Source organism: Candidatus Arcticimaribacter forsetii, from assembly GCF_910589745.1.
GTDB classification, from domain to species: Bacteria; Bacteroidota; Bacteroidia; order Flavobacteriales; family Flavobacteriaceae; genus Arcticimaribacter; species Arcticimaribacter forsetii.
Genome location: NZ_OU342399.1, coordinates 1,870,536 through 1,891,801, shown reverse-complemented (window position 1 = coordinate 1,891,801; position 21,266 = coordinate 1,870,536). Strand labels below are relative to the sequence as shown.

At 33.1% G+C, this 21,266-nt stretch carries 20 protein-coding genes; 7 read left to right on the top strand and 13 right to left on the bottom strand.

Annotated elements, in window-relative coordinates:
• Position 1: 1 nt before the first annotated feature.
• Positions 2 to 913 (bottom strand): GYDIA family GHMP kinase, encoded by a 912-nt coding sequence (locus NG655_RS08675; RefSeq protein ID WP_252158918.1) that lies wholly within the window; start codon positions 911 to 913, stop codon positions 2 to 4.
• Complete coding sequence (locus tag NG655_RS08670; protein ID WP_252158917.1) at positions 906 to 2,219, bottom strand: hydroxymethylglutaryl-CoA reductase, degradative; 1,314 nt, start codon at positions 2,217 to 2,219, stop codon at positions 906 to 908. The genes NG655_RS08675 and NG655_RS08670 overlap by 8 nt, the downstream gene beginning before the upstream one ends.
• A 119-nt stretch (positions 2,220 to 2,338) precedes the next feature.
• Between NG655_RS08670 and NG655_RS08665 the strand changes: the two genes are divergently transcribed.
• From NG655_RS08665 to NG655_RS08655, 3 genes are read left to right on the top strand one after another with little or no spacing between them, the layout of a single operon-like run.
• Positions 2,339 to 4,501 carry a S9 family peptidase gene (locus NG655_RS08665; RefSeq protein ID WP_252158916.1) on the top strand — a complete coding sequence of 721 codons (2,163 nt, stop codon included), beginning with the start codon at positions 2,339 to 2,341 and terminating at the stop codon, positions 4,499 to 4,501.
• Between the two features lie 5 nt (positions 4,502 to 4,506).
• Positions 4,507 to 6,048 carry a peptide MFS transporter gene (locus tag NG655_RS08660; protein WP_252158915.1) on the top strand — a complete coding sequence of 514 codons (1,542 nt, stop codon included), beginning with the start codon at positions 4,507 to 4,509 and terminating at the stop codon, positions 6,046 to 6,048.
• Positions 6,049 to 6,057: 9 nt separating this feature from the next.
• On the top strand, positions 6,058 to 6,600 hold the full coding sequence (locus tag NG655_RS08655; RefSeq protein WP_252158914.1) for a thioredoxin family protein: 543 nt from the start codon (positions 6,058 to 6,060) through the stop codon (positions 6,598 to 6,600).
• Here NG655_RS08655 and NG655_RS08650 read toward each other — a convergent pair.
• The 4 genes from NG655_RS08650 to surE are packed head-to-tail and all read right to left on the bottom strand — an operon-like array spanning position 6,587 to position 8,990.
• Positions 6,587 to 6,793 carry a hypothetical protein gene (locus NG655_RS08650; protein WP_252158913.1) on the bottom strand — a complete coding sequence of 69 codons (207 nt, stop codon included), beginning with the start codon at positions 6,791 to 6,793 and terminating at the stop codon, positions 6,587 to 6,589. The two genes, NG655_RS08655 and NG655_RS08650, sit on opposite strands and share 14 nt — an antisense overlap.
• A gap of 26 nt (positions 6,794 to 6,819) precedes the next feature.
• Positions 6,820 to 7,941 (bottom strand): lipid-A-disaccharide synthase, encoded by a 1,122-nt coding sequence (lpxB, locus tag NG655_RS08645; RefSeq protein ID WP_252158912.1) that lies wholly within the window; start codon positions 7,939 to 7,941, stop codon positions 6,820 to 6,822.
• Between the two features lies 1 nt (position 7,942).
• Complete coding sequence (locus NG655_RS08640) at positions 7,943 to 8,224, bottom strand: hypothetical protein (RefSeq protein WP_252158911.1); 282 nt, start codon at positions 8,222 to 8,224, stop codon at positions 7,943 to 7,945.
• Positions 8,214 to 8,990, bottom strand: coding sequence for a 5'/3'-nucleotidase SurE (gene surE / locus NG655_RS08635; RefSeq protein WP_252158910.1), 777 nt, complete (start codon positions 8,988 to 8,990; stop codon positions 8,214 to 8,216). Before surE ends, NG655_RS08640 begins: the two co-directional genes overlap by 11 nt.
• A 213-nt stretch (positions 8,991 to 9,203) precedes the next feature.
• Here surE and NG655_RS08630 point away from each other — a divergent pair, with 213 nt between their 5' ends.
• Both NG655_RS08630 and NG655_RS08625 read left to right on the top strand, forming a co-directional pair.
• Complete coding sequence (locus NG655_RS08630) at positions 9,204 to 11,336, top strand: carboxy terminal-processing peptidase (RefSeq protein ID WP_252158909.1); 2,133 nt, start codon at positions 9,204 to 9,206, stop codon at positions 11,334 to 11,336.
• A 54-nt stretch (positions 11,337 to 11,390) separates the two neighbouring features.
• The gene (locus NG655_RS08625) at positions 11,391 to 12,386 is read left to right on the top strand and encodes an ABC transporter permease (protein WP_252159112.1); all 996 of its coding nucleotides are present in this window, start codon (positions 11,391 to 11,393) and stop codon (positions 12,384 to 12,386) included.
• A 4-nt stretch (positions 12,387 to 12,390) separates the two neighbouring features.
• Here the strand turns inward: NG655_RS08625 and rodA are convergent, their stop codons facing one another.
• The 7 genes from rodA to NG655_RS08590 are packed head-to-tail and all read right to left on the bottom strand — an operon-like array spanning position 12,391 to position 19,935.
• Positions 12,391 to 13,641, bottom strand: coding sequence for a rod shape-determining protein RodA (rodA, locus tag NG655_RS08620; protein WP_252158908.1), 1,251 nt, complete (start codon positions 13,639 to 13,641; stop codon positions 12,391 to 12,393).
• Positions 13,634 to 15,493 (bottom strand): penicillin-binding protein 2, encoded by a 1,860-nt coding sequence (gene mrdA, locus NG655_RS08615; protein WP_252158907.1) that lies wholly within the window; start codon positions 15,491 to 15,493, stop codon positions 13,634 to 13,636. The genes rodA and mrdA overlap by 8 nt, the downstream gene beginning before the upstream one ends.
• Positions 15,490 to 15,996: a hypothetical protein gene (locus tag NG655_RS08610; RefSeq protein WP_252158906.1), complete on the bottom strand. Its 507-nt coding sequence runs from the start codon at positions 15,994 to 15,996 to the stop codon at positions 15,490 to 15,492. Before NG655_RS08610 ends, mrdA begins: the two co-directional genes overlap by 4 nt.
• The gene (mreC, locus tag NG655_RS08605) at positions 15,983 to 16,816 is read right to left on the bottom strand and encodes a rod shape-determining protein MreC (RefSeq protein ID WP_252158905.1); all 834 of its coding nucleotides are present in this window, start codon (positions 16,814 to 16,816) and stop codon (positions 15,983 to 15,985) included. Before mreC ends, NG655_RS08610 begins: the two co-directional genes overlap by 14 nt.
• A gap of 6 nt (positions 16,817 to 16,822) precedes the next feature.
• Positions 16,823 to 17,851, bottom strand: coding sequence for a rod shape-determining protein (locus NG655_RS08600; protein ID WP_252158904.1), 1,029 nt, complete (start codon positions 17,849 to 17,851; stop codon positions 16,823 to 16,825).
• A 43-nt stretch (positions 17,852 to 17,894) separates the two neighbouring features.
• On the bottom strand, positions 17,895 to 19,427 hold the full coding sequence (purH, locus tag NG655_RS08595) for a bifunctional phosphoribosylaminoimidazolecarboxamide formyltransferase/IMP cyclohydrolase (RefSeq protein ID WP_252158903.1): 1,533 nt from the start codon (positions 19,425 to 19,427) through the stop codon (positions 17,895 to 17,897).
• 1 nt (position 19,428) lies between these two features.
• Positions 19,429 to 19,935, bottom strand: coding sequence for a GAF domain-containing protein (locus tag NG655_RS08590; RefSeq protein WP_419469273.1), 507 nt, complete (start codon positions 19,933 to 19,935; stop codon positions 19,429 to 19,431).
• A gap of 154 nt (positions 19,936 to 20,089) precedes the next feature.
• Between NG655_RS08590 and NG655_RS08585 the strand changes: the two genes are divergently transcribed.
• Positions 20,090 to 20,785, top strand: coding sequence for a heavy-metal-associated domain-containing protein (locus NG655_RS08585; RefSeq protein WP_252158902.1), 696 nt, complete (start codon positions 20,090 to 20,092; stop codon positions 20,783 to 20,785).
• 35 nt (positions 20,786 to 20,820) lie between these two features.
• Positions 20,821 to 21,225: an HYC_CC_PP family protein gene (locus tag NG655_RS08580; RefSeq protein WP_252158901.1), complete on the top strand. Its 405-nt coding sequence runs from the start codon at positions 20,821 to 20,823 to the stop codon at positions 21,223 to 21,225.
• Positions 21,226 to 21,266 lie beyond the last annotated feature (41 nt).

The window sequence follows — 21,266 nt, the reverse complement described above, 5'->3', positions numbered from 1 at the left end:
TTTATTCTTTTGAAAAAATCATTTCATCGTAACTCAGGATAACTTCATAACCCTTGGATTTAAAATATCCTGGTGAAGAAGCTCCACTAGCAAGGATAAAGTCACCACCCCAAGCTCCAAGACTCTTTATTTGACCTTCAAAGTCACTAAATAAACGACGTTTAATAGGAATTTGATTTAATACCGAACCCACAAGATCTTCATGTAAAGCTATTAAGTTATTAAAATCTTCTAGCGTTTTGCTTTCAGTTAGTGCCAAACTGATCTGACTTATTTGGTTTATTTGTTCTTTTGAAGGGGCTTTTTTCTTGTTATATGCAGCAACCTCTTTTTGACTGTCTTGTTTTTGATTTAAATGAATGAAGTAGAGTTCATTTCTGAAATCGGGATTGAAATTTAAATGATCAATTTGAGGAGAATAGTCATTCTTGGTGTATAATAAAGCAGAATTTTCCTTGGCTACAGCAATATCATATCCACTTCCACCAAATGTAATCGATAAAATTTCATAAGGATTAATATCTGCCCATTGACTTAAATTATTTATCAAAGTAGAGGAGGATCCCAGTCCCCAAGATCTGTCGAATTCAAGGGTAGTAACAACATCGGATCCTGAGGAACAAAAATTAGGATTTATAGTTCGTATACTTAATAATATTTCTTGCAATTTTTTGATTAAACCAGGTGCAGTACTGTTATTTTCTATACAGCTAAAGTTTTTAATATCAAGTTTAACATCCATCCAAAGAGTGTTTTCATGGGTGTAACTTTTCCAAGAAATAAAAGATTCTTTATTTGTTGTTACGCTCATGTGCTGTCCTTTTCTCGTAGGAAGAGCAAATGCTTTTGCACCATTAAGGACAAAATACTCTGCACTAATTAATAATTTTCCTGGGCTATAAAATTTAAGCATTTTTATTTTTTAAAAAATCATTGACAGCACTGTAACTAACCGCTGTAGTTTTGAAATAATTTAATGCAGCCTCTTTTTCTAGAGAAGAAGCATTTAGCTGATTTAAGATATTTAGTAAATGCATTTTCATATGACCTTTCTGAATCCCTGAAGTAACTAAAGATCTTAGGGCGCCAAAGTTTTGAGCTAATCCTGCAACAGCAATTATTTCCATAAGTTGCATTGCGTTTGGTGATCCCAAAAGCTGCATGGACCATTTAACTAAAGGATGTAGATTGGTTAACCCTCCAACGGTTCCTATTGCTAAGGGTATTTCTAATGAAAAGCAAAGCTCTTCTCCTTTGATTGAAGCTTGACTTAAGCTTCTGTATTGTCCGGATTTACATGCATATGCATGTATACCAGCTTCAACTGCTCTAAAGTCGTTACCAGTTGCTAAAACAACTGCATCAATACCGTTCATTATTCCTTTATTATGAGTAACCGCTCTGTGAGGCTCTATTCTTGCTATTTCAACAGCGCGAACAAATTTCTCTGCAAATTGTGACTTTGTCAAACCATCTTCTGATTCTAAGGCTTCTATAGGACAACGAACCTCAGCTTTTACTAAACAGTTTGGCACATAGTTAGAAAGAATACTCATGATGATTTCTATGGGCTCTTCTTTTTTTAAATCTTCATTTAAACCAGCTTCACGAACTAAGGTTTTAGAAAATTGTTCTAAACAAGAATTTATGAAATTAGCCCCCATGGAGTCTATTGTGTTGAAGCAGGCATGAAGTTGATAATAACCTTTTATTTCTGAGGTTTTATCGACTAAGGAAATTGATGTGATTCCTCCGCCACGAGCGCTCATGTTTTTTGTTATTCCTTTAGTGTCTTCAAAAAACATGGGTTTAATTTCATCAATAAAGGAATTTAGTTTTTTAGTTTCTCCTTTGAATATAAAGTGTACTTGTCCAATTTTCTCTTGTCCAAGAATGGTGGTTTTAAAGCCACCGCGAGTGCTCCAATATTTTGCGGCTTTTGCTGCTGCTGCAACAACAGAGCTTTCTTCTATAACCATCGGGAGGGTATAGTTTTTATTATTTATTATAAAATTTGGAGCAACACCAAGAGGTAAATAAAAATTAGACACCGTGTTTTCTATAAACTCGTCATGAAGTTGTTGAAGTTTTTGATCCGTATTCCAATAAGAAGTAAGTGTTTCTTTAGCCTGTAAATTACCTTCAAAGTAAGTGGCAATCAACCATTCTATCTTTTCTTCTTTTGATTTCTTTGAAAAACCAGAAATATTCTTTGACATAAAATTAGTTTATAAATACAAAGATACTGTTTTCGAGAAAGAATCTTTTATAAGTTTACTTTACAGTACAGTCCAAATTTACTACTTTGGGTATCGTAAAAAATTAAACCAATTTCCTAATGAAATTACTTAAAGTAATACTTTTCTTTATAGCTCCAGTTGCTCTTTTTGGACAGTCAAAAAAAATAACAAATAACGATATTTGGAATTTTGAATTTTCAGCAGAAAGACTCCAAGAACTACATCCTTTAACTTCTGCAAGTCAATACACCGTTTTAGAGGTAAATCGAAGAGCAAGAACCTCTAAAGTTGTAGCTTATGATTATGCAACAGCAGCAATTGCTGAAGAAATTGTAAGTTCATCAGCAGGAGTTTTAATTCCTTTTTTTACATCCTACAGCTTTTCTGAGGATGAAAGTAAACTTTTGTTAGAAACAGAAACAGAGCCCATTTATAGAAGGTCAAAACGCGCTAAATATTATGTATATGATCGTGCTACAAAAAAATCAAACTTACTTTTTGGATTTAAAATCCAAGAGCCCAAGTTTTCTCCTGATGGATCTAAAGTTGCTTTTGTTTATAATAGAAATGTTTTTATTAAAGATCTTGAAACAGATACTATAGACCAAATAACTACAGATGGAAGCGAACATATCATCAATGGTTTAACAGATTGGGTTTATGAGGAAGAGTTTGGTTTTGTTCGTGCATTTGATTGGAATGCAACTGGTACAGCCCTAGTTTTTATGCAGTTTGATGAAACTTTAGTTCCTACTTATTCTATGGATGTTATTGGTAAGGATTTATATCCTTTTCCTTATACTTTTAAATACCCTAAGGCTGGTGAAAATAACTCGATTGTTAGTTTACACTTATACGACTTGAGTTCTAAAAACCTATCGGAAATTAAACTTGGCGATGAAAAACCCTATTATATTCCTCGAATTAAATTCAGTCCTAATAAGAGTAAGTTAATTGTTCAAACAATCAATAGACACCAAAATCATTTGAAACTTTGGAGTTACAATATTGAAAAGCAAAAAGCAAATATTCTTTTAGAGGAAAAAGAAGATACTTATGTAGACGTTCATGATAATTTAAAATTTATGAAAGACGAGAGTTTTCTTTGGACAAGCGAGCGCGATGGCTTCAACCATATTTATCATTACAAGGCTGACGGAACTCTTAAAAAACAAATTACAAAAGGAGCTTGGGAGGTAACCCGATTTTTTGGATATCAAGAAAAAACTAAAGAAGTTTATTACGCTTCTGTTGAACCAGGTAGTACCGAGCGTGCTGTTTATTCGATTAAACTTAATGGTTCAAGAAAAAGAGCTTTAAGCCCAGAAAACGGAACCAATGGTGTTGCTTTTAGTGCAGATTACACCTACTACATTCATACATTCGAAGATAGTAATACACCAACTCAGTATAATTTAAGAGCAACGAAAACAGGGAAAATAATTCGTCCAATTGAAGATAATGCAGCATTAAAAATAAAGCTTGCGGATTATATTATTTCTGAAAAAGAATTTTCAACCATCCAAGTAAACGGGAATGATCTGAATATGTGGATGATTAAACCTAAAAATTTTGATCCAAATAAAAAATACCCGCTTTTAATGTTTCAATATTCTGGTCCAGGATCGCAACAGGTAGCTAATAGTTGGAATAGTCTTAATGATTACTGGCATCAAAGTTTAGCGCAAGAAGGGTATATTGTTGCTTGTGTAGACGGCCGAGGAACTGGTTTTAAAGGTGCGGATTTTAAAAAAGTAACCTACAAACAATTGGTTTATTTTGAAACACTTGACCAAATTGAAGCAGCTAGAAAATTAGGTCAAAATACTTTTATTGATGAAGATCGCATTGGAATATGGGGATGGAGCTATGGTGGACATATGTCTACGAACTGTCTCTTAAAAGGTAATGATGTGTTTTCTTTAGCAATTGCAGTTGCTCCAGTTACAAGTTGGAGGTTTTACGATACAATATATACGGAACGTTTTATGAGAACGCCTCAAGAAAATCCAGATGGATATGATCTTAATTCTCCATTCAATTATCCAGAATTACTTAAAGGTGATTATTTGTTAGTTCATGGGTCGGGAGATGATAACGTACACCTACAGAATACGATGCGAATGGCTGAGGCATTAGTTCAGGTGAATAAACCATTCGAATTGATGATTTATCCGGATAAAAATCACGGGATCTATGGGGGAAATACCCGATTACACCTTTACAATAAGATGACTAACTTTATACTAAATAAACTATAGCAATTATGTCAGAAAATACAATTTCAAGTCCGAATAATGATACTTCTTTTCTAGGACATCCAAAAGGGCTATTATATCTTTTCTTTGCAGAATTATGGGAACGTTTTAGTTTCTATGGAATGAGAGCATTACTTACACTCTACATGGTTGAAGAAATATTTAAATCTTTGTCGAATAGAGATTTTGCAACTGCTGCTGTATATGCTTCTTATGGATCATTAGTTTACGCTTCTACTGTGATTGGAGGTCAAGTTTCTGATAAGATATTAGGAATGCGTTCTTCAATATTTTTAGGTGGAATTTTAATGGCTATTGGTCACTTTGTTTTAGCAATCGAGAACGACATTGCTTTTTTTCTAGCTCTTGCCTTTATTATTGTAGGAAATGGCTTCTTTAAACCTAACATATCAACTTTTGTAGGTGCTCTATATGAAGATGGGGATGTCAGAAAAGATTCTGGATTTACCATTTTTTATATGGGTATTAATATTGGTGGTTGGATCGCTCCACTTTTATGTGGATGGTTAGCGGTTGAGTACGGATATCATTATGGTTTTGGATTGGCAGGAATTGGAATGATGGCTGGTTTATTGTTTTTTTGGAGTGGAATCAAAAAAAATGTTTTTGATGATAGGGGCTTACCTCCAAATAAAGAAGTTTATGAAAAAGAAGTTCTGGGAGTTCCACAAAAAACATTAATCCCAATTCTCTCCATTGTTTTTGTGCCTGTTATAGCCTATGTATTGTCTTCTTATGAAGCCATTATGGGAGGAGAATCTGTTCTTGGTAATGAGACTATAGTGGGATTGATTTTTAAGGTAATAGGAGTTACAATTCTAATTTATTTGGGGAGCATTATGGTTAATGCAACTAAAGAGGAACGTAAAAAGTTATTTATGGCTGTTTTAATTACTTTTTTTATGACAATGTTCTGGGGTTTTCATGAATTGTCAGGAAGTGTAATTACTCTATTTGCATCAAGAAATGTTGCTTTAGATGGGATTATGTCTGCAGCTCAGACGAACTCTTTGAACTCTATGTTTATAATTTTACTTGCTATTCCAATCTCATTGTTATGGGGTTATTTATCTAAGAAAAATTTAAACCCTCGAACACCTTATAAATTCGGTTTAGGTTTAGTTCTTGCTGGTGCTAGTTTTTATATTCTTGCATTAAGTAAAGGAAATGCAGACGAAAACGGAATGGTTCCGTTTGCTTATTTAATTATTATGTACTTCGTTTTATCTATTGGTGAATTATTCATGTCTCCAGTTGGATTATCTAAAATAACAAGTTTATCGCCAAAACGCATTGTAGCTTTTATGATGGGTATTTGGTTTTTATCTTCTGCTTATGCTTTTCAAATAGTTGGTTTTATAGGAAAACAGTTAGCTGTAGAAAGTACAGATTCAAATGTTGGTGGTTTAGACACGTTAGGCATTTATACCGATGGATTTATGTTAATTTCACAATATGCTCTTGGGGCGGGTTTAATAGTTATTATTTTCTCTCCTTTGATGAAAAAACTAATGGGAGAAGTACATTAAAAATTATCTATGAAAATTAAACTTCTTGTTTTATTTATATTAAGTTTTGTAGGCACTTATGCACAACAAATTGAGTGGATGAGTTTAGCTGAAGCTCTTGAGGCTCAGAAAAAAGAACCTAAAAAGATCTTTATGGATGTATACACTACTTGGTGTGGTCCATGTAAATTGTTAGACAAAAAGACTTTCGCAAATAAAGATCTAGCTCGATACGTATCCGAACACTTCTACGCAGTAAAATTTAATGCTGAAGGGGATGAGTTGATTCGATTTTATGATCAAAATTTTAAAAATCCGAATTACGACCAACGTAAAAAAGGAAGAAATGCCACACATCAATTCACTCAGTTTTTAGGGATAAGAGGCTACCCAACGATGGTATTTTTTAGTGAAGATGGTGACCCAATTATGCCAGTGGTTGGGTACTATACTGCTCAGGAATTGGAACCTTACCTTAAAATGATCAAGCAAGGAGACTACATGGTTTTTCAAGGTCCAGATGCGCTTAAAAAATATTTAAAAAGCTATGTCCCCCGATTCAGAGGTAAATAAAAACGGCCAGAAGACCAGCTACCCACATCCATTTTCTATTGTAAAGAATCCATGCTATTAGAAGTCCAATTGCATTTGTTAGTAGAAGTAGGGTGTTGGGTATTGTTATGCTTATTTCGAATTGGAAGGAGCAAAGAACACCAAGAACAAAACATATTATGACAGGAGTTAAAGTAAAATTTGGGAATTTCACTTCATAAATGTAGTTCTTTTAATATATTAATTACTGTTTTTCAGATAATTAAATATTGATTGTGCTGTTTTTGAACTAGCCCCTCCGGCAGATAACTTGTCGTTTAATTCTTCATAATCTTCTAATAATTTTTTTCTTTTATTAGATTTTGTAATTAAGAGGAGTTCTTCTTCAATACGATTTACAGTAAAATCATTTTGAAGAATTTCAGAGACAACCTCTCGATCCATTATTAAATTTACAAGTGAGATATAAGGGAGTGTTATAATTCTTTTTGCAATCTGAAAACTTAAAAAACTACTTTTGTAACAAACCATTTGAGGTACCTTAAAGAGAGCAGTCTCAAGAGTTGCAGTTCCACTTGTTACTATAGCAGCAAAACTGTTTTTAAGTAACTGATACGTTTGATTTTGAACTAATAGCACATGCTTCCCTTTTAAAAACAGCTGATACCATTCGAAATCAATTCCAGGAGCAGCAGCAATTACAAATTTATACTCTGAGAATCGTTCAATAACCTCAAGGAACGTTGGCATCATTTTAGTTATTTCTTGCTTTCTACTTCCAGGTAATAAAGCAATGATAGGTGTTTCTTTATCAAGGTTAAACTCCTCTTTGAAGTTATCCTTCTCGGAGATCGAATTACGAACTACATCAACTAATGGATTTCCTACATATTGCGTGATGTAGTTATGTTTCTCTTTGTAATAATTTTCTTCAAAAGGAAGTATTACAAAAAGAGCATCTAAGTCTCTTTTGATTTTTGAAATTCTATTTTCTTTCCACGCCCATATTTGAGGACTTATATAATAGAGGTTTTTAAAGTTTTGTTTTTTTGCCCATTCTGCAATTCTTAAATTAAAACCAGGGTAATCAACATAAATAATAGCGTCTGGATTAAATTCTAATATATCTTTTTTGCAATAAGCGATGTTCTTTAAAATTGTAAAAAGATTTTTAAAAACTTCCCAAAACCCCATGAATGCTAATTCTTTGTAGTGCTTAACAAGCGTTCCGCCAACAGCTTCCATTCTGTCACCACCCCAAAATCTAAAGACAGCTTTAGAGTCTTTTAACTTCAGTTCTTTCATAAGATTCGAAGCATGAAGATCCCCAGAGGCCTCGCCGGCTATTATATAATACTTCACTTTATATAAATTTTAGAATAGCAATTAAAGCAACTAGGAACAGTGAAAAAAACACCAAGCCATAGGCGCGATCATATCGGTATTGATTAATGAACACAAAAAACACAGGAAGATTTAATAAGGCTCCAATGCTTATAAGACTCCCTAATTTATTTTCAATGTAAAGTATTTGTATACTTCCCAAAAGACTTTCGTCGGAAAAAAACAAGGTAAACCCTGACATTCCAACTAAGGTTAGAACCAGTCCCATTGCTACTCCCATTAAACGTTCTTTACTTCTCAAAATTCCAATTATTTAATTCTTGTATCGCATGATGTGCAGTCAAATCAAATTGAGTTGGTACAACAGAAACATAACCTTCTTTAAGTGCCCATTCATCTGTATCTTGACCTTTGTCTTCATTTATAAATTCTCCAGTTAGCCAATAGTAGTCTCTACCCAGAGGACTTTGACGTTTGTCAAACTTTTCAACCCAATTAGCTTTGGCTTGTCTACAAATTCTAATTCCTTTGATTCTATCTTCGGCAAGAGCTGGGAAATTTACATTTAAAACAACGTCAGGTCTTTGTTTATTTTCAAGCGCAGCTCGAACAATTTTTTCAATAAAAGGTTTGATTGGAGTAAAATCTGCATTCCAGCTATAATCCAACAAAGAAAAACCGATCGCAGGTATTCCTTCAATACCTGCTTCAATAGCAGCGCTCATGGTTCCAGAATAAACAACATTAATAGAAGAATTAGAACCGTGATTAACTCCCGATACACAGAGGTCAGGTTTTCGATCAAGAAGTTCATTTATTGCTAATTTGACACAATCTGCAGGAGTGCCAGAGCATTGATATTCTTTTTGTGGTCCATCGACTTTTTTCATTTCACTACAATACAAAGTAGAATTAATTGTAATTGCGTGTCCCATTGCCGATTGTGGGCTGTCTGGAGCAACAACAACAACGTCGCCAATTGTATTCATCACCTCAATTAAAGTTCGAATTCCTGGCGCTGTTATTCCGTCATCATTTGTGACAAGAATTAGTGGTCTTTGATTCATAAAATGGATTTAATGCTAAATTAAGAAATAATCAAGGGATAAGGGTTGTTAATTAAATACAAAAAACAGGATGTTTTTTGGGAATAGCTCTATGTTTATATACTTTAGTAATAAGAACTAATTGAAATATAAAAGGCACGTTTATTGCTTTTTATAATGATGATGATAAAAAGGGTTTAGTTTTTACCCCAAAACCATATTTACAAACGGTATATGAAGAAAATAAAATTTTTATTGGCAGGTGGAGTTGTCCTAGGGCTCTTTTATAGCTTTACTTTTTCAAGTTCTCTTATTAATCCTGAAAAAGATAAGTTATTAATTGAAATCATGGCCTACGTTCTTGAAAGAGCTCATTACGATCCAGAAACTATTGACGACAATTTTTCAGAAAATGTATTCATGAATTTTTTAGATAACATAGACGGACAACATCGTTTTTTCATTCAAGCAGACATCAATAACTTTGCTCCTTTTAAATATGATTTAGATGATCAAATAAAAGCTGCAAATGTTAATTTCTTTGACTTTGCATATAAAAAGTACACCCAAAGATTAGGCCAGATTGAAGCTTTTTATGAGCCATTATTAGATCGGCCTTTTGATTTTTCGCTAGATGAAGAAATTAATTTGGATTACGATAATATGGAATATACCGAGTCACTTTCTGAGCTCAGAAGGCTTTGGTTAAAATACTTTAAGTTATCTGCTTTAGGGATTTATGTAGAGAAGAAAGATGAAGAACTAAAGAAATTCGAGCTAGATAGTACTTATGTTATGAAAGCTGATGATCTTCTTGAAGAACAAGCCCGTGCAATTATCAGAGAAAATATGGAAACATTTTTTGAGGTAAGAAATGATATGCAACGCAAAGACTATTTTTCTATCTATCTCAATGCTATTACCGCTCAATTTGATCCGCACACAAATTATTTTGCACCACAAGACAAAGAACGTTTCGACACTAATATTTCGGGAAAATTTGAAGGAATAGGTGCTCGGTTACAAAAGAAAAATCAAGAGATTAGGATTGTTGAGGTTATTTCGGGAGGCCCTGTTTGGCGAGATAAACTCCTCGAAGTTGAAGATGTTATTTTGAAAGTGGCTCAAGAAAATGAAGAGCCTGTAGACATTTCTGGAATGCGAATTGATGATGTTGTTAAATTAATTAAAGGTCCTAAGGGCACCACAGTTTATCTAACAGTTAAACATGTAGATGCTTCTGTTGAAATTATTCCAATTACAAGAGACGTAGTCGAATTAGAGGACGCTTTTGCAAAATCTTCGATTATTTTAAAAGATGAGAAAAAATACGGAATCATTCATTTACCTAAGTTTTATATTGATTTCACAGATTATAGCGAACGAAATGCTGCTAGTGACGTAAAGAAAGAGATTCAAAAATTAAAAGATGAAAATGTTGAAGGTATCATTTTAGATCTCAGAAATAACGGAGGAGGCTCTCTACAGACTGTAGTTGATATGACTGGATTTTTTATAGAAGAAGGACCAGTAGTTCAAGTTAAAAGCACGGGTGGAAGAAAAAATGTTCTAAGAGATACTGACCCATCCGTTACATGGGACGGCCCTTTGGTTGTTATGGTTAATGAATCCTCTGCTTCTGCTTCCGAAATTATTGCTGCCGCATTGCAAGACTATAAGAGAGCCGTTGTAGTTGGAAGTAAACAAACTTATGGAAAAGGAACTGTTCAGTCGGTATACGATTTAAATCGAGTTATTTCTAATAATACACACGGGGATTTAGGAGCATTAAAGCTAACGATCGATAAGTTTTATAGAATAAATGGAGGTTCTACTCAGTTAGAAGGGGTTAAAAGTGATGTTGTTATTCCAGGAAGATATTCTTATATAGAAACCGGAGAAAGATCTCAAAATAAACCCTTAGAATGGGATCAAATTACACCTGCAGAATATGAACCTTGGGATAATATTCCTTATAATTTTGAATATGCCATAAACAACAGTAAAACAAGAATTGAGAATAATTCTTATATGGTATTAATAAATGAACAAGCTAAATGGATTAAAGCTCAACAAGATGATAATCTATACACACTCAACTATGATCGTTTTTTAAAAGAAAGAAAGCAAAGAGAAAAAGAAACAGAAAAATATAATGAGCTGGATAATTTTAAAGCTCCTTTTTTGTTAGAAACTCTTAAGGTTGATTTACCAGAATTAAATAAAGATTCTGATTTAAAAGAAAGCCGTTTACGCTGGGAGGAATCTTTAAGTAAAGACATTTATCTTTTCGAAGCTGTAAATGTACTAGAGGATTTAAGTGTTCCATTAAAAAAAACAAATAAACTTGCTCAAACTAAATTATAACTCTTGTCAGTAGGTTTTTTATTTCGTCGATTTTTAAAAAACCGTTTAGGGTTTATTAGTTTCCTATATATAATCTTCATGGTTTTTGTCGCAATCTCTGCCTATTGGATTGCTCCCGATAACACCCCAAATGCAAATCAGATGCATTTATCTATTCATTCAAAACCTCCTGGTTTTTCAAGTAAAATATTGATTCTTCCGAGTTCTAGTGTACACTCAGTTTCCGAAGAGTTAGCAATTGATAGTTTGAAGTGGGTCGATAAGAAACTGTTTTTCCATGCACAAGGAACTCCTCAAACTTATTTTCAACCCATTGATTTAAAAAGATTTCCTTCTAACCTCTCTTTTCATGAGATAAAAGAACAATATATAAAAGATAAAACCTTTATTCTAGGTACAGATAAGTACGGGAGAGATTTGTTAAGTAGAGTTATCATTGGATCGAGAATTTCATTATCGATTGGTTTTATTGCGGTCTTAATTTCTTTATTAATAGGGGTTTTAATAGGTTCTATTGCAGGTTATTTTGGAGGAATTACAGATAAGTTTTTAGTTTGGTTGATTAATGTAATTTGGTCAATCCCTACTTTGTTAATTGTAATTGGAATTACACTTGCTCTAGGTAAAGGGTATTGGCAAGTTTTTATTGCTGTAGGTTTAACCATGTGGGTCGAAGTGGCTCGTGTTGTTAGAGGTCAGGTTATATCGATTAAAGAAAAGACTTATATACAGGCTGCACGGGTTTTAGGTTTTACAAATTTTAGAATTCTATTAAAACATGTTTTACCCATCGTAATTCCGCCATTAATTGTTATTTCTGCTGCAAATTTTGCCTCTGCAATTTTAATTGAAAGTGGCCTTAGTTTTTTAGGCATTGGGGCGCAACCTCCAGTTCCTAGTTGGGGTGGAATGATTAAAGATCATTTTAGGTATATACTTTTGGGAAAGCCCTATTTAGCAATAGTTCCAGGTTTAGCCATAATGAGTTTGGTTTTTTCATTTATGACCCTAGGTAATAGTTTAAGAGACGCTTTAGATGTAAAAACTTAAGAAGTTAATCGCTGAGTCGATTTGCATCTAGATTTAAAAAAATAAAGAGTAGGCAAGTAAAACCAAGCAAACTTGACCCTCCATAGCTAATAAACGGAAGAGGAATTCCTATTGTAGGTACCAAACCAAGTGACATTCCAATATTTATAAAAAAGTGTAAAAATAAAATAGCTGCAACTCCATGACCGTATATTCTAGCAAAATTATTTTTTAAATTTTCAGCACGATAAACAATACGTATGATTAGAAAGCAAAACACAAATACCACGGCTGTACTTCCATAAAACCCCCATTCTTCTCCAATTGTACTGAAAATATAATCGGTATGTTGCTCAGGAACAAAGTTTCCTTTTGTTTGAGTTCCCTGTAAAAACCCTTTACCTTCCCAACCTCCAGAGCCAATTGCAATTTTTGATTGATTTATGTTGTATCCAATTCCTTGAGAATCTACTTCCTTTCCTAGAATAATATTGAATCGATCTCTGTGCCTTTGTTCAAACACATTATTGAAGATATAATCTACAGAGTAAACATAACTACAACTAAAAATTATTACTCCTAAATAGGGGAGAAGAGAAGTTTTTTTATTGAATTTTCTTGAAAAGAAATATAAAGAAATTGAAAGCGTAATTATACTAGCAAAAACAAAAGGAATGGGAGCTAAAAGAGAGAGGATAAAAAAGAAAACCAAACTAAATGCAGTGATTAAAAAAAAGGAATTAAGACCTTCTCTAAACAAAACAAAAAAGAAAGCACTGAAAACAAGAGCGGTTCCAGGGTCTGGTTGTAGAACGATTAGGATCATTGGAAGTACAATTATAAGAGCTACTTGTACTAAAGACTTTATTTTTCTGATATCAATCTGAATTTCACTTAATAGTTTTGCAACAGCTAGGGAAGTAGTAACTTTTGCAAATTCTGAAGGTTGAAGACCGACTCCACCAAAAGAATACCAAGAGGTTGCGCCAGAAATATTACTGCCAAAAGCAAATAAACCAATTAATAAAATCAGAGTAAGTAGATAAAAAACACTTGCAAATCGTTCAAAGACTTTAGCTTTTATTGTGAGCATAACAATAGCAACAATGAAACTTGCAACAGCAAATGCTACCTGTTTACCAACGGGTGTTTTGAGATTAATTAGATTGGAGTTTTCGTTATAGTTTGTTGAATAGATATTCGAAATTCCAAAAATAACAAGAGCAACATAGAGGAGGATCGTGACCCAATCGAGTCTGTAAATTATCTTATTCATTTATTTTAAATGGTTTTCCAGAGATTGGTTTTTCGTATTCAGATGCTAGACTACCATTAATCATTCTTTGCTCAAGCCAAGTTCGTTTAATTTCTTTATTAATATATTTTTCAATCATTAAACTAGCAATTGGAGCTGCCCATCTTCCTCCCCAATATCCATTTTCTATAAAAACAGCTATCGCGATCTTAGGGTCATCTTTTGGAGCAAATGCTACAAAAATAGAGTGGTCTGTAAGTTGTGTTTTTACACCTTCTATTTTAGTAAAATTCTCAGCAGTTCCTGTTTTACCACAAACTTCAATGTCTTTAATTCTTGCTATTCTTGCAGTACCTTTTTCTACTACTTTATGCATCCCGTCGATAACAACTTCAAAATGTTCAGGATTAATACTTGTGTTTTTACGAATGAATTTTTGTTGTAAAGTGTCTCCTGTTACAGATTTTAAAAAATGAGGAGTATAATAATAGCCTCTATTAGCAATGGCAGCTGTGAAATTAGCAAGCTGTATGGGCGTAGTTAAAACCTCACCTTGTCCTATAGCATTTGAAATTATGGTAGGTGCCTTCCATCCTCCTTCTTTGTACCAAGCGTTGTAATAGGATGCATTAGGGATGAATCCTCTTTTTCCAACAGATAAATCATATCCCAGATAATTCCCTAACCCAAAACTTTTTAAGTGTACATTCCACTGATTTACCCCCTTATCTGGGGTGTCGTATTTTTCGATTATTTTTTTATAAGTATTCGCAAAATAGGTGTTGCAGGATTGGTAGATTCCTTTGAGAAGATCGTTTTTTGAATTTCTTTTACAATGGCATTCCATAAATGCTCCACGCGCATAATAGTGCCCTTTATTACATAAGAAAGTAGTTTCAGGAGTAATTACACCTTCTTGAAGGGCTATTAGTGCATTCAAGGTCTTAAATGGAGATCCTGGCGGATATAATGCTTGAAGACCCCTGTCGAATAAAGGTTTTTCTAATGTGTCCTTTGCTAATTTTCTATAGTTTTTCGAACGATTTCTTCCGACGAGCAAATTTGGATTATAAGAAGGTGCACTCACCAGTGCGAGAATTTCTCCAGTTGAAGGTTCTATCGCTACAATTCCTCCTCTTTTATTTTGCATTAGTTCTTCTCCGTACTCTTGTAGTCTTGCATCAAGCGTTAATTGAATGTCGGAAGCACTTTTTGATGATACATTAAATGATTTTTCTTTATAATCTCCAATAATTCTATTGAATCTATCTTTTTGTAAAAAACGCTTTCCTTTTACACCTCTTAATTCTTTTTCGTAAGATTTTTCTATTCCTTGTCTTCCAATTATTTCCCCTAGTTGATAATAATCATCATTTTTGAGGTCATTAGGATTTACCTCACTCACATAACCTAAAACATTTGCACCAAAATTCACACGATAGTCTCTAAGAGACTTTTTTTGGATGAAAAACCCTTCATATTTCCACATTTGCTCTTGAAGCTTAGCATATGTTTCTTTAGAAATTTGATTTACAACAACAGAGGGTAATTTTCTGGAAAATCGTCTTGCCTTTTTTAGGTTGTTTATTAATTTTTCTTTGGAAACACCAGCTAATTCACAAAAAGCAACTGTGTCAAAAGGGATTACATTTTCTGGTATGATCATAATGTCATACGCCGCTTGATTTGCTACCAATAAGGTTCCGTTTCTATCATAGATAAAGCCTCTTTCAGGATAGTCTGAAATTGACAAAATTGCATTATTATCTGAAAGTTTTTGATAAGATGTGTTAACTACTTGAAGCTGAAATAAACGAATTATGAATATGAAACCCATAATTAAAGTAAGTCCTGCAAGTAGTAACTTTCTCATGAACTTTTCTTTTTGAATAAAAAGATTCCAGCGAATAGAATTATAAAGGTTAATACCGTATTCACAATTGTATTCCTAATGATTAAAAATAGTTGCGACATATCGAAGTAAGCTACACTCTGAAGGATTAATTGATGTATTAAGATCATTAAAATGAGATAGAAAACCTGATTATTTACTTTGGTATTCATGTTCATAATAGAGGGACTGTCTGGATTTATTCCAAAAGAGAACTTAATTATAAACGGTCGTAAGAAACTAATAAAAAGAGTGGCTATCGTGTTAGCTCCAGATGAATGTTGTAGTAGGTCAATGATTAGTCCAATCATAAAGCCCAATAGGATTAATAAAAATTCAGATTTTTCAAATCGATAGGAAATAATTAAAAATAAATAGATGGCTGGACAAGAAAACCCAAATAAATTAACATGGTCAAAAACATAAACTTGCAATAGGGCAAAGATTATAAACTGAACAGCGATTTTTACATTATCTTGAATCATTGCTACTCGTTTTTTCAAGATCTAAAAACTCGGATCTTTTTTTGTTATCAATTATATAAACATTTTCTAAATCAGTAAGATTGTTCAAAAGCTTAATTTTAATAGAGTAATATCCTCCTGAATTTTGATTATCATAACTTTTAATTGTTCCAATAGGGATCCCTTTTGGGAAATATGCAGACATTCCACCCGATACTATTGTGTCTCCAACCTTTACCTCATTAATTACAGAAACATCAGAAAATATCATTTCATCAGGTTTTCCACCTTCCCACGATAGGGATCCAAAAGCACCTGAATTTTTTAATTTTGCATTGATTTTAAAATCTTGATATAAAATAGAAATTACACTAGAGAAATGATCGCTAGTCTGTTTTACGATCCCCACAATTCCGTCAGAGCTAATAACACTCATATCTTTTTTAATTCCATCTAATTCACCTTTATCGATAATTAGAATGTTCCTGGCTTTTGAAAAACTATTCTTTACAACATAAGCTGGTTCAACAACATATTCAACTAAATCAGAATCAAAAGAGTCCTTTGTGTTTTTAGTTCCTATAGAGCTTTGATTAATTAGTTTTTGTTTTAAGATGTTGTTTTCAAGAAGTAATTTCTTGTTTCTTTCTCTTAAGCTTAAATATGATTGAGAAGTAGAGATGGATTTTGAAATACTTCCCGATAAAACTAGTCCGACTTTTTGAAGTTTGTTTTGATGGTACGTGCTTCTGTAACTAGAAAAGACAATCCCAATTCCTAATAAAAAAAGAAATAGAAGGAAATTTTTATATTGGATTATAAGGGTTAAAATCCATTGCATATGGGTTTATTTTATCAATATAGTCTTGTAAAGTTCAATATTTTTCAATGCGATACCTGTACCTCTAACAACTGCTTGAAGTGGATCTTCTGCAATGTATACAGGTAGATCAGTTTTGAGTGAAATTCTTTTATCTAAACCTCTTAGCATAGAACCACCACCTGCTAAGTAAATTCCTGTATTATATATATCTGCAGCTAATTCTGGAGGGGTTTGAGAAAGTGCCTCCATTATAGCATCTTCTATGCGAAGAATAGATTTGTCTAATGCTTTTGCAATTTCTCTGTAAGAAACTACGGCTTGTTTTGGCTTTCCAGTTAATAAATCTCTTCCTTGAACAGACATGTCCTCCGGTGGGTTGTCTAGCTCTTCTAGAGCAGCACCAATTGATATTTTAATCTTTTCTGCCGTACGTTCTCCCACATATAAATTGTGCTGACGTCGCATGTAATACACGATGTCGTTTGTGAATACATCTCCAGCAATTTTCACAGACTTATCACATACAATTCCAGAAAGAGCAATTACCGCAATTTCAGTAGTTCCACCCCCTATGTCAACAATCATGTTTCCTTTAGGTTGTTTAATGTCAATTCCTATACCTATAGCAGCTGCCATTGGTTCGTGAATTAGATAAACTTCTTTTCCGTTAACACGTTCAGCTGATTCTTTTACAGCGCGCATTTCTACTTCTGTAATTCCAGATGGAATACAAATTACCATTCTTAGTGAAGGTGTAATTAGGCGATTTTTTAGGGTAGGAATACTTTTGATGAGCATGTTAATCATTTGCTCAGAAGCATTAAAATCTGCTATTACTCCATCCTTGAGAGGTCGAATGGTTTTTATATTTTCATGCGTTTTACCTTGCATCATACTAGCTTCTAATCCTATTGCAATAACTTTAGAAGTAGTCCTGTCAATTGCTACAATGGACGGGCTATCTACAACTACCTTGTCTTTATGGATAATCAAGGTGTTTGCAGTACCTAGGTCTATAGCAATTTCTTCAGTAAGGAAGTCAAAAAACCCCATAATCAAATATTTTTTATTCGGTACATCTCAAATGTACTAAAAATTAATGTTTAAAATGTCTTATACCCGTGAATACCATTGACATTTTATTTGCATCACAAAAATCAACTGATAACTGATCTTTTATAGACCCTCCAGGTTGAATTACAGATCGTACACCTGCATTATAAGCAATTTCTACACAGTCAGGGAATGGGAAAAAAGCATCACTTGCCATAACACAGTCTTCTAAATCAAAACCAAATCCTTTTGCTTTTTCAATAGCTTGACTTAGAGCATCTACTCGAGAGGTTTGTCCTGTTCCTGAAGCAAGTAATTGATTATTCTTAACTAAGACAATGGTATTCGATTTAGTGTGCTTACAGATTTTTGAAGCAAATAATAAATCTGCAATTTTCTCGTCACTTGGTTGTTCTTTAGTAGCTACAGTCAAATGATCTATACTATCTGTGATAGAATCCTTTTCTTGAACCAGATATCCGTTAAGACATGTTCTTACAGAATCTTGGAGTATAATATTACTCTTTTGAATCAATAAAACGCGATTCTTTTTACTTTTTAATACTTCTAATGAATCAGCATCGTATCCAGGAGCTATTACAACTTCACAGAAAAGAGTATTTATTTTATCTGCAGTTGATTTATCTATGGTTCGGTTACAAATTAGAACTCCACCAAATGCAGAAACAGGGTCTCCGGCTAGAGCATCATCATATGCTTGTGTAAGTGTTTTTCTTGTTGCAAACCCACAAGTATTGTTATGCTTAAGAATAGCAAAAGTAGGATCTTCATTTTGAAATTCTAACATCAATTGAACAGCTGCGTCTATGTCAAGAAGGTTGTTGTATGAAATTTCTTTTCCATGAACTTGTTCTAGTAACTCTTCTAGTGGTCCGAAGAAACTTGCTTTTTGATGTGGATTTTCTCCATATCTGAGAGACTTTGATTCTTGAATACTAAGTTTTAAACTTGCTTCCTCAGATTCTGAATTGAAATAGTTAAATATTGCAGTGTCGTAATGAGACGAAATGTTAAATGCTTTTGCGGCAAAACTTTTTCTGTCTACAAGTGTTGGCGCTCCATCTGTAGAGTTTAAAAGTTCTAAAAACTCTTGATAATCGTTTTTGTCTGAAACACAAATGACATCAGCAAAATTCTTAGCTGCAGCACGAATCAAAGAAATACCTCCAATGTCTATTTTTTCGATAATATCTTGTTCTGGCGCACCAGACGCTACTGTTTTTTCAAAAGGATATAAATCAACAATTACGAGATCAATTTGTGGAATCTCATATTGAGCTATTTCTTCTTGATCTGAAGTTACGTTTTGACGATTTAAAATCCCGCCAAAAACTTTTGGATGAAGGGTTTTTACTCTACCGCCTAATATTGATGGATAAGAAGTTATGTCTTCTACCGCAATTACATCTACCCCTAAGTCTTTAATAAACTTTTCCGTTCCTCCTGTTGAATATATAGTAACACCAATTGTGTCTAATTTTTTAATAATAGGGGCTAAGCCTTCTTTGTCAAATACCGAGATTAAAGCCGAACTGATTTTGTGTGCTGAATTCATTTTAGGAGATGTTTATGGATAGTTTATTTGAAAGCATATAATTGCTTATTTTTTCGTTTATTTTTTCTAGTAAAATAACGTCAGACTCATTAAATGCGTTAATTGTATTTGAGTCTATGTCAATTTGACCAATATTTTCATTATTGAGAAAAAGAGGAATCACGATTTCAGATTTCACATCAATATTACAAGAGATATAATTGTCTTGGGCATGCACGTCATCAACAACAAAATTTTTGTTTGAAATTGCAACCTGACCACAAATCCCCTTACCGAATGGAATTACCGTATGATCCGTTGGGATCCCTGAAAATGCTTTTAAATGAAGAGTTTTTGTGTTTTGCTTTGCAAAATAAAAACCGACCCAATCGTAGGTCTTAATTTCCTGTTTCAAAAGAGCACAAATTTGGGTAAGTTTTGTTTCAAGACAATTTGAGTCAACACTAATAATTGTTGCTACTGAGGATAAAATTTCTTTATGCTGCTCCACTTGGAAAATAGTTTCCACAAAAGTATTAAATTTTCCATTTTAATGATTTGAATTGATTCCTTATTTTGAACAATTTTTGAAGTAGATGATAGATAAATTTATTTTGTTTCTGTTTTTGAATGTTATTTCATTTTAAAATCAGATTTTTATAGTAGAATAAAAGAACAATATTATGAATCAAGAGTTTATTATTACAGGGATGACTTGTGAAAATTGTAAAAAAGGAGTGCTCTCTAAGTTAAACGCTATTCCTGAAATCAAACATGTTGAAATTGATTTAAAATCTGGTTTTACGAAGATAGAGGTAGATTCAAAACGGTCTTTTTCTTCTCTTGAAAAAGTATTAGGATCCAAATATGCTGTTAAGGATTTAAACAATGAAGTCAAGTTTTCTAAACTTAAAGAGTTATTTCCTCTTTTTCTGATTTTTGTTTATTTGATTTTTGGAGCACTTTATTTAGAGCGTTCAGATCTAAATTTGGATGATTTGATGCTCAGTTTTATGGGGCTCTTTTTTATTGTATTTAGTTTTTTTAAGTTTTTGGGATATAAGTCATTCCCTTCTTCTTTTGCTACCTATGATCCCGTAGCAAAAGTTATTCCTTTTTATGGGTGGTTATATCCTTTTATAGAAACAATCCTTGGGATTTCTTTTTTGTTAAGATTGGAGTTGAATTTGGTTTTAATAGCAACACTCGTTATTCTTTCTGTTACAACTTTTGGGGTGTTGAAATCACTAAAGCAAAAAGATCAAATTAAATGTGCATGCTTAGGAACGGTTCTTAATTTACCGATGACCGAAGCAACACTCATCGAAAATTTATTGATGATTTTTATGTCCCTGGGTCTGCTTTTTGGTTTAGCTTAGTAAAAAACGTATATTTGTATTATACAACAATGAAAATGAAGCAATTAAAAGTTATTTTGCTGCTCCTACTTTTTGTCCATTCTAAAATGGGCATGGCGCTTAATTTTCATTATTGTGGAGATCATTTAGCAGAAGTCTCATTTGCATTCAGTCCAAAGGGCTGTGGCATGGAAAAGATAAAAAAAGAGTCTTCAAACACGCTTGAGTTTTCAAAAAAAAGCTGTTGTTCAGATGATATTCAGGTTTTTCAAAGTGCAGAGGATATAACTTTATCAAATGAAGCAAATGGATTAGTCTTAGACTATTTATTACCATCACTCCAAAATGAATTCATTGCGCCTAATCTTTTTTCTGATTTTATAGTCGAGCAAAATAGTTTACCCCCTCCCATATCTTCCTCTCTTTTTAAACTATACAGTTCTTTCGTTTTCTATGAATAAACTCTTTTTTATCTAAAACTTCTAAGTTATTTAAAAACGAA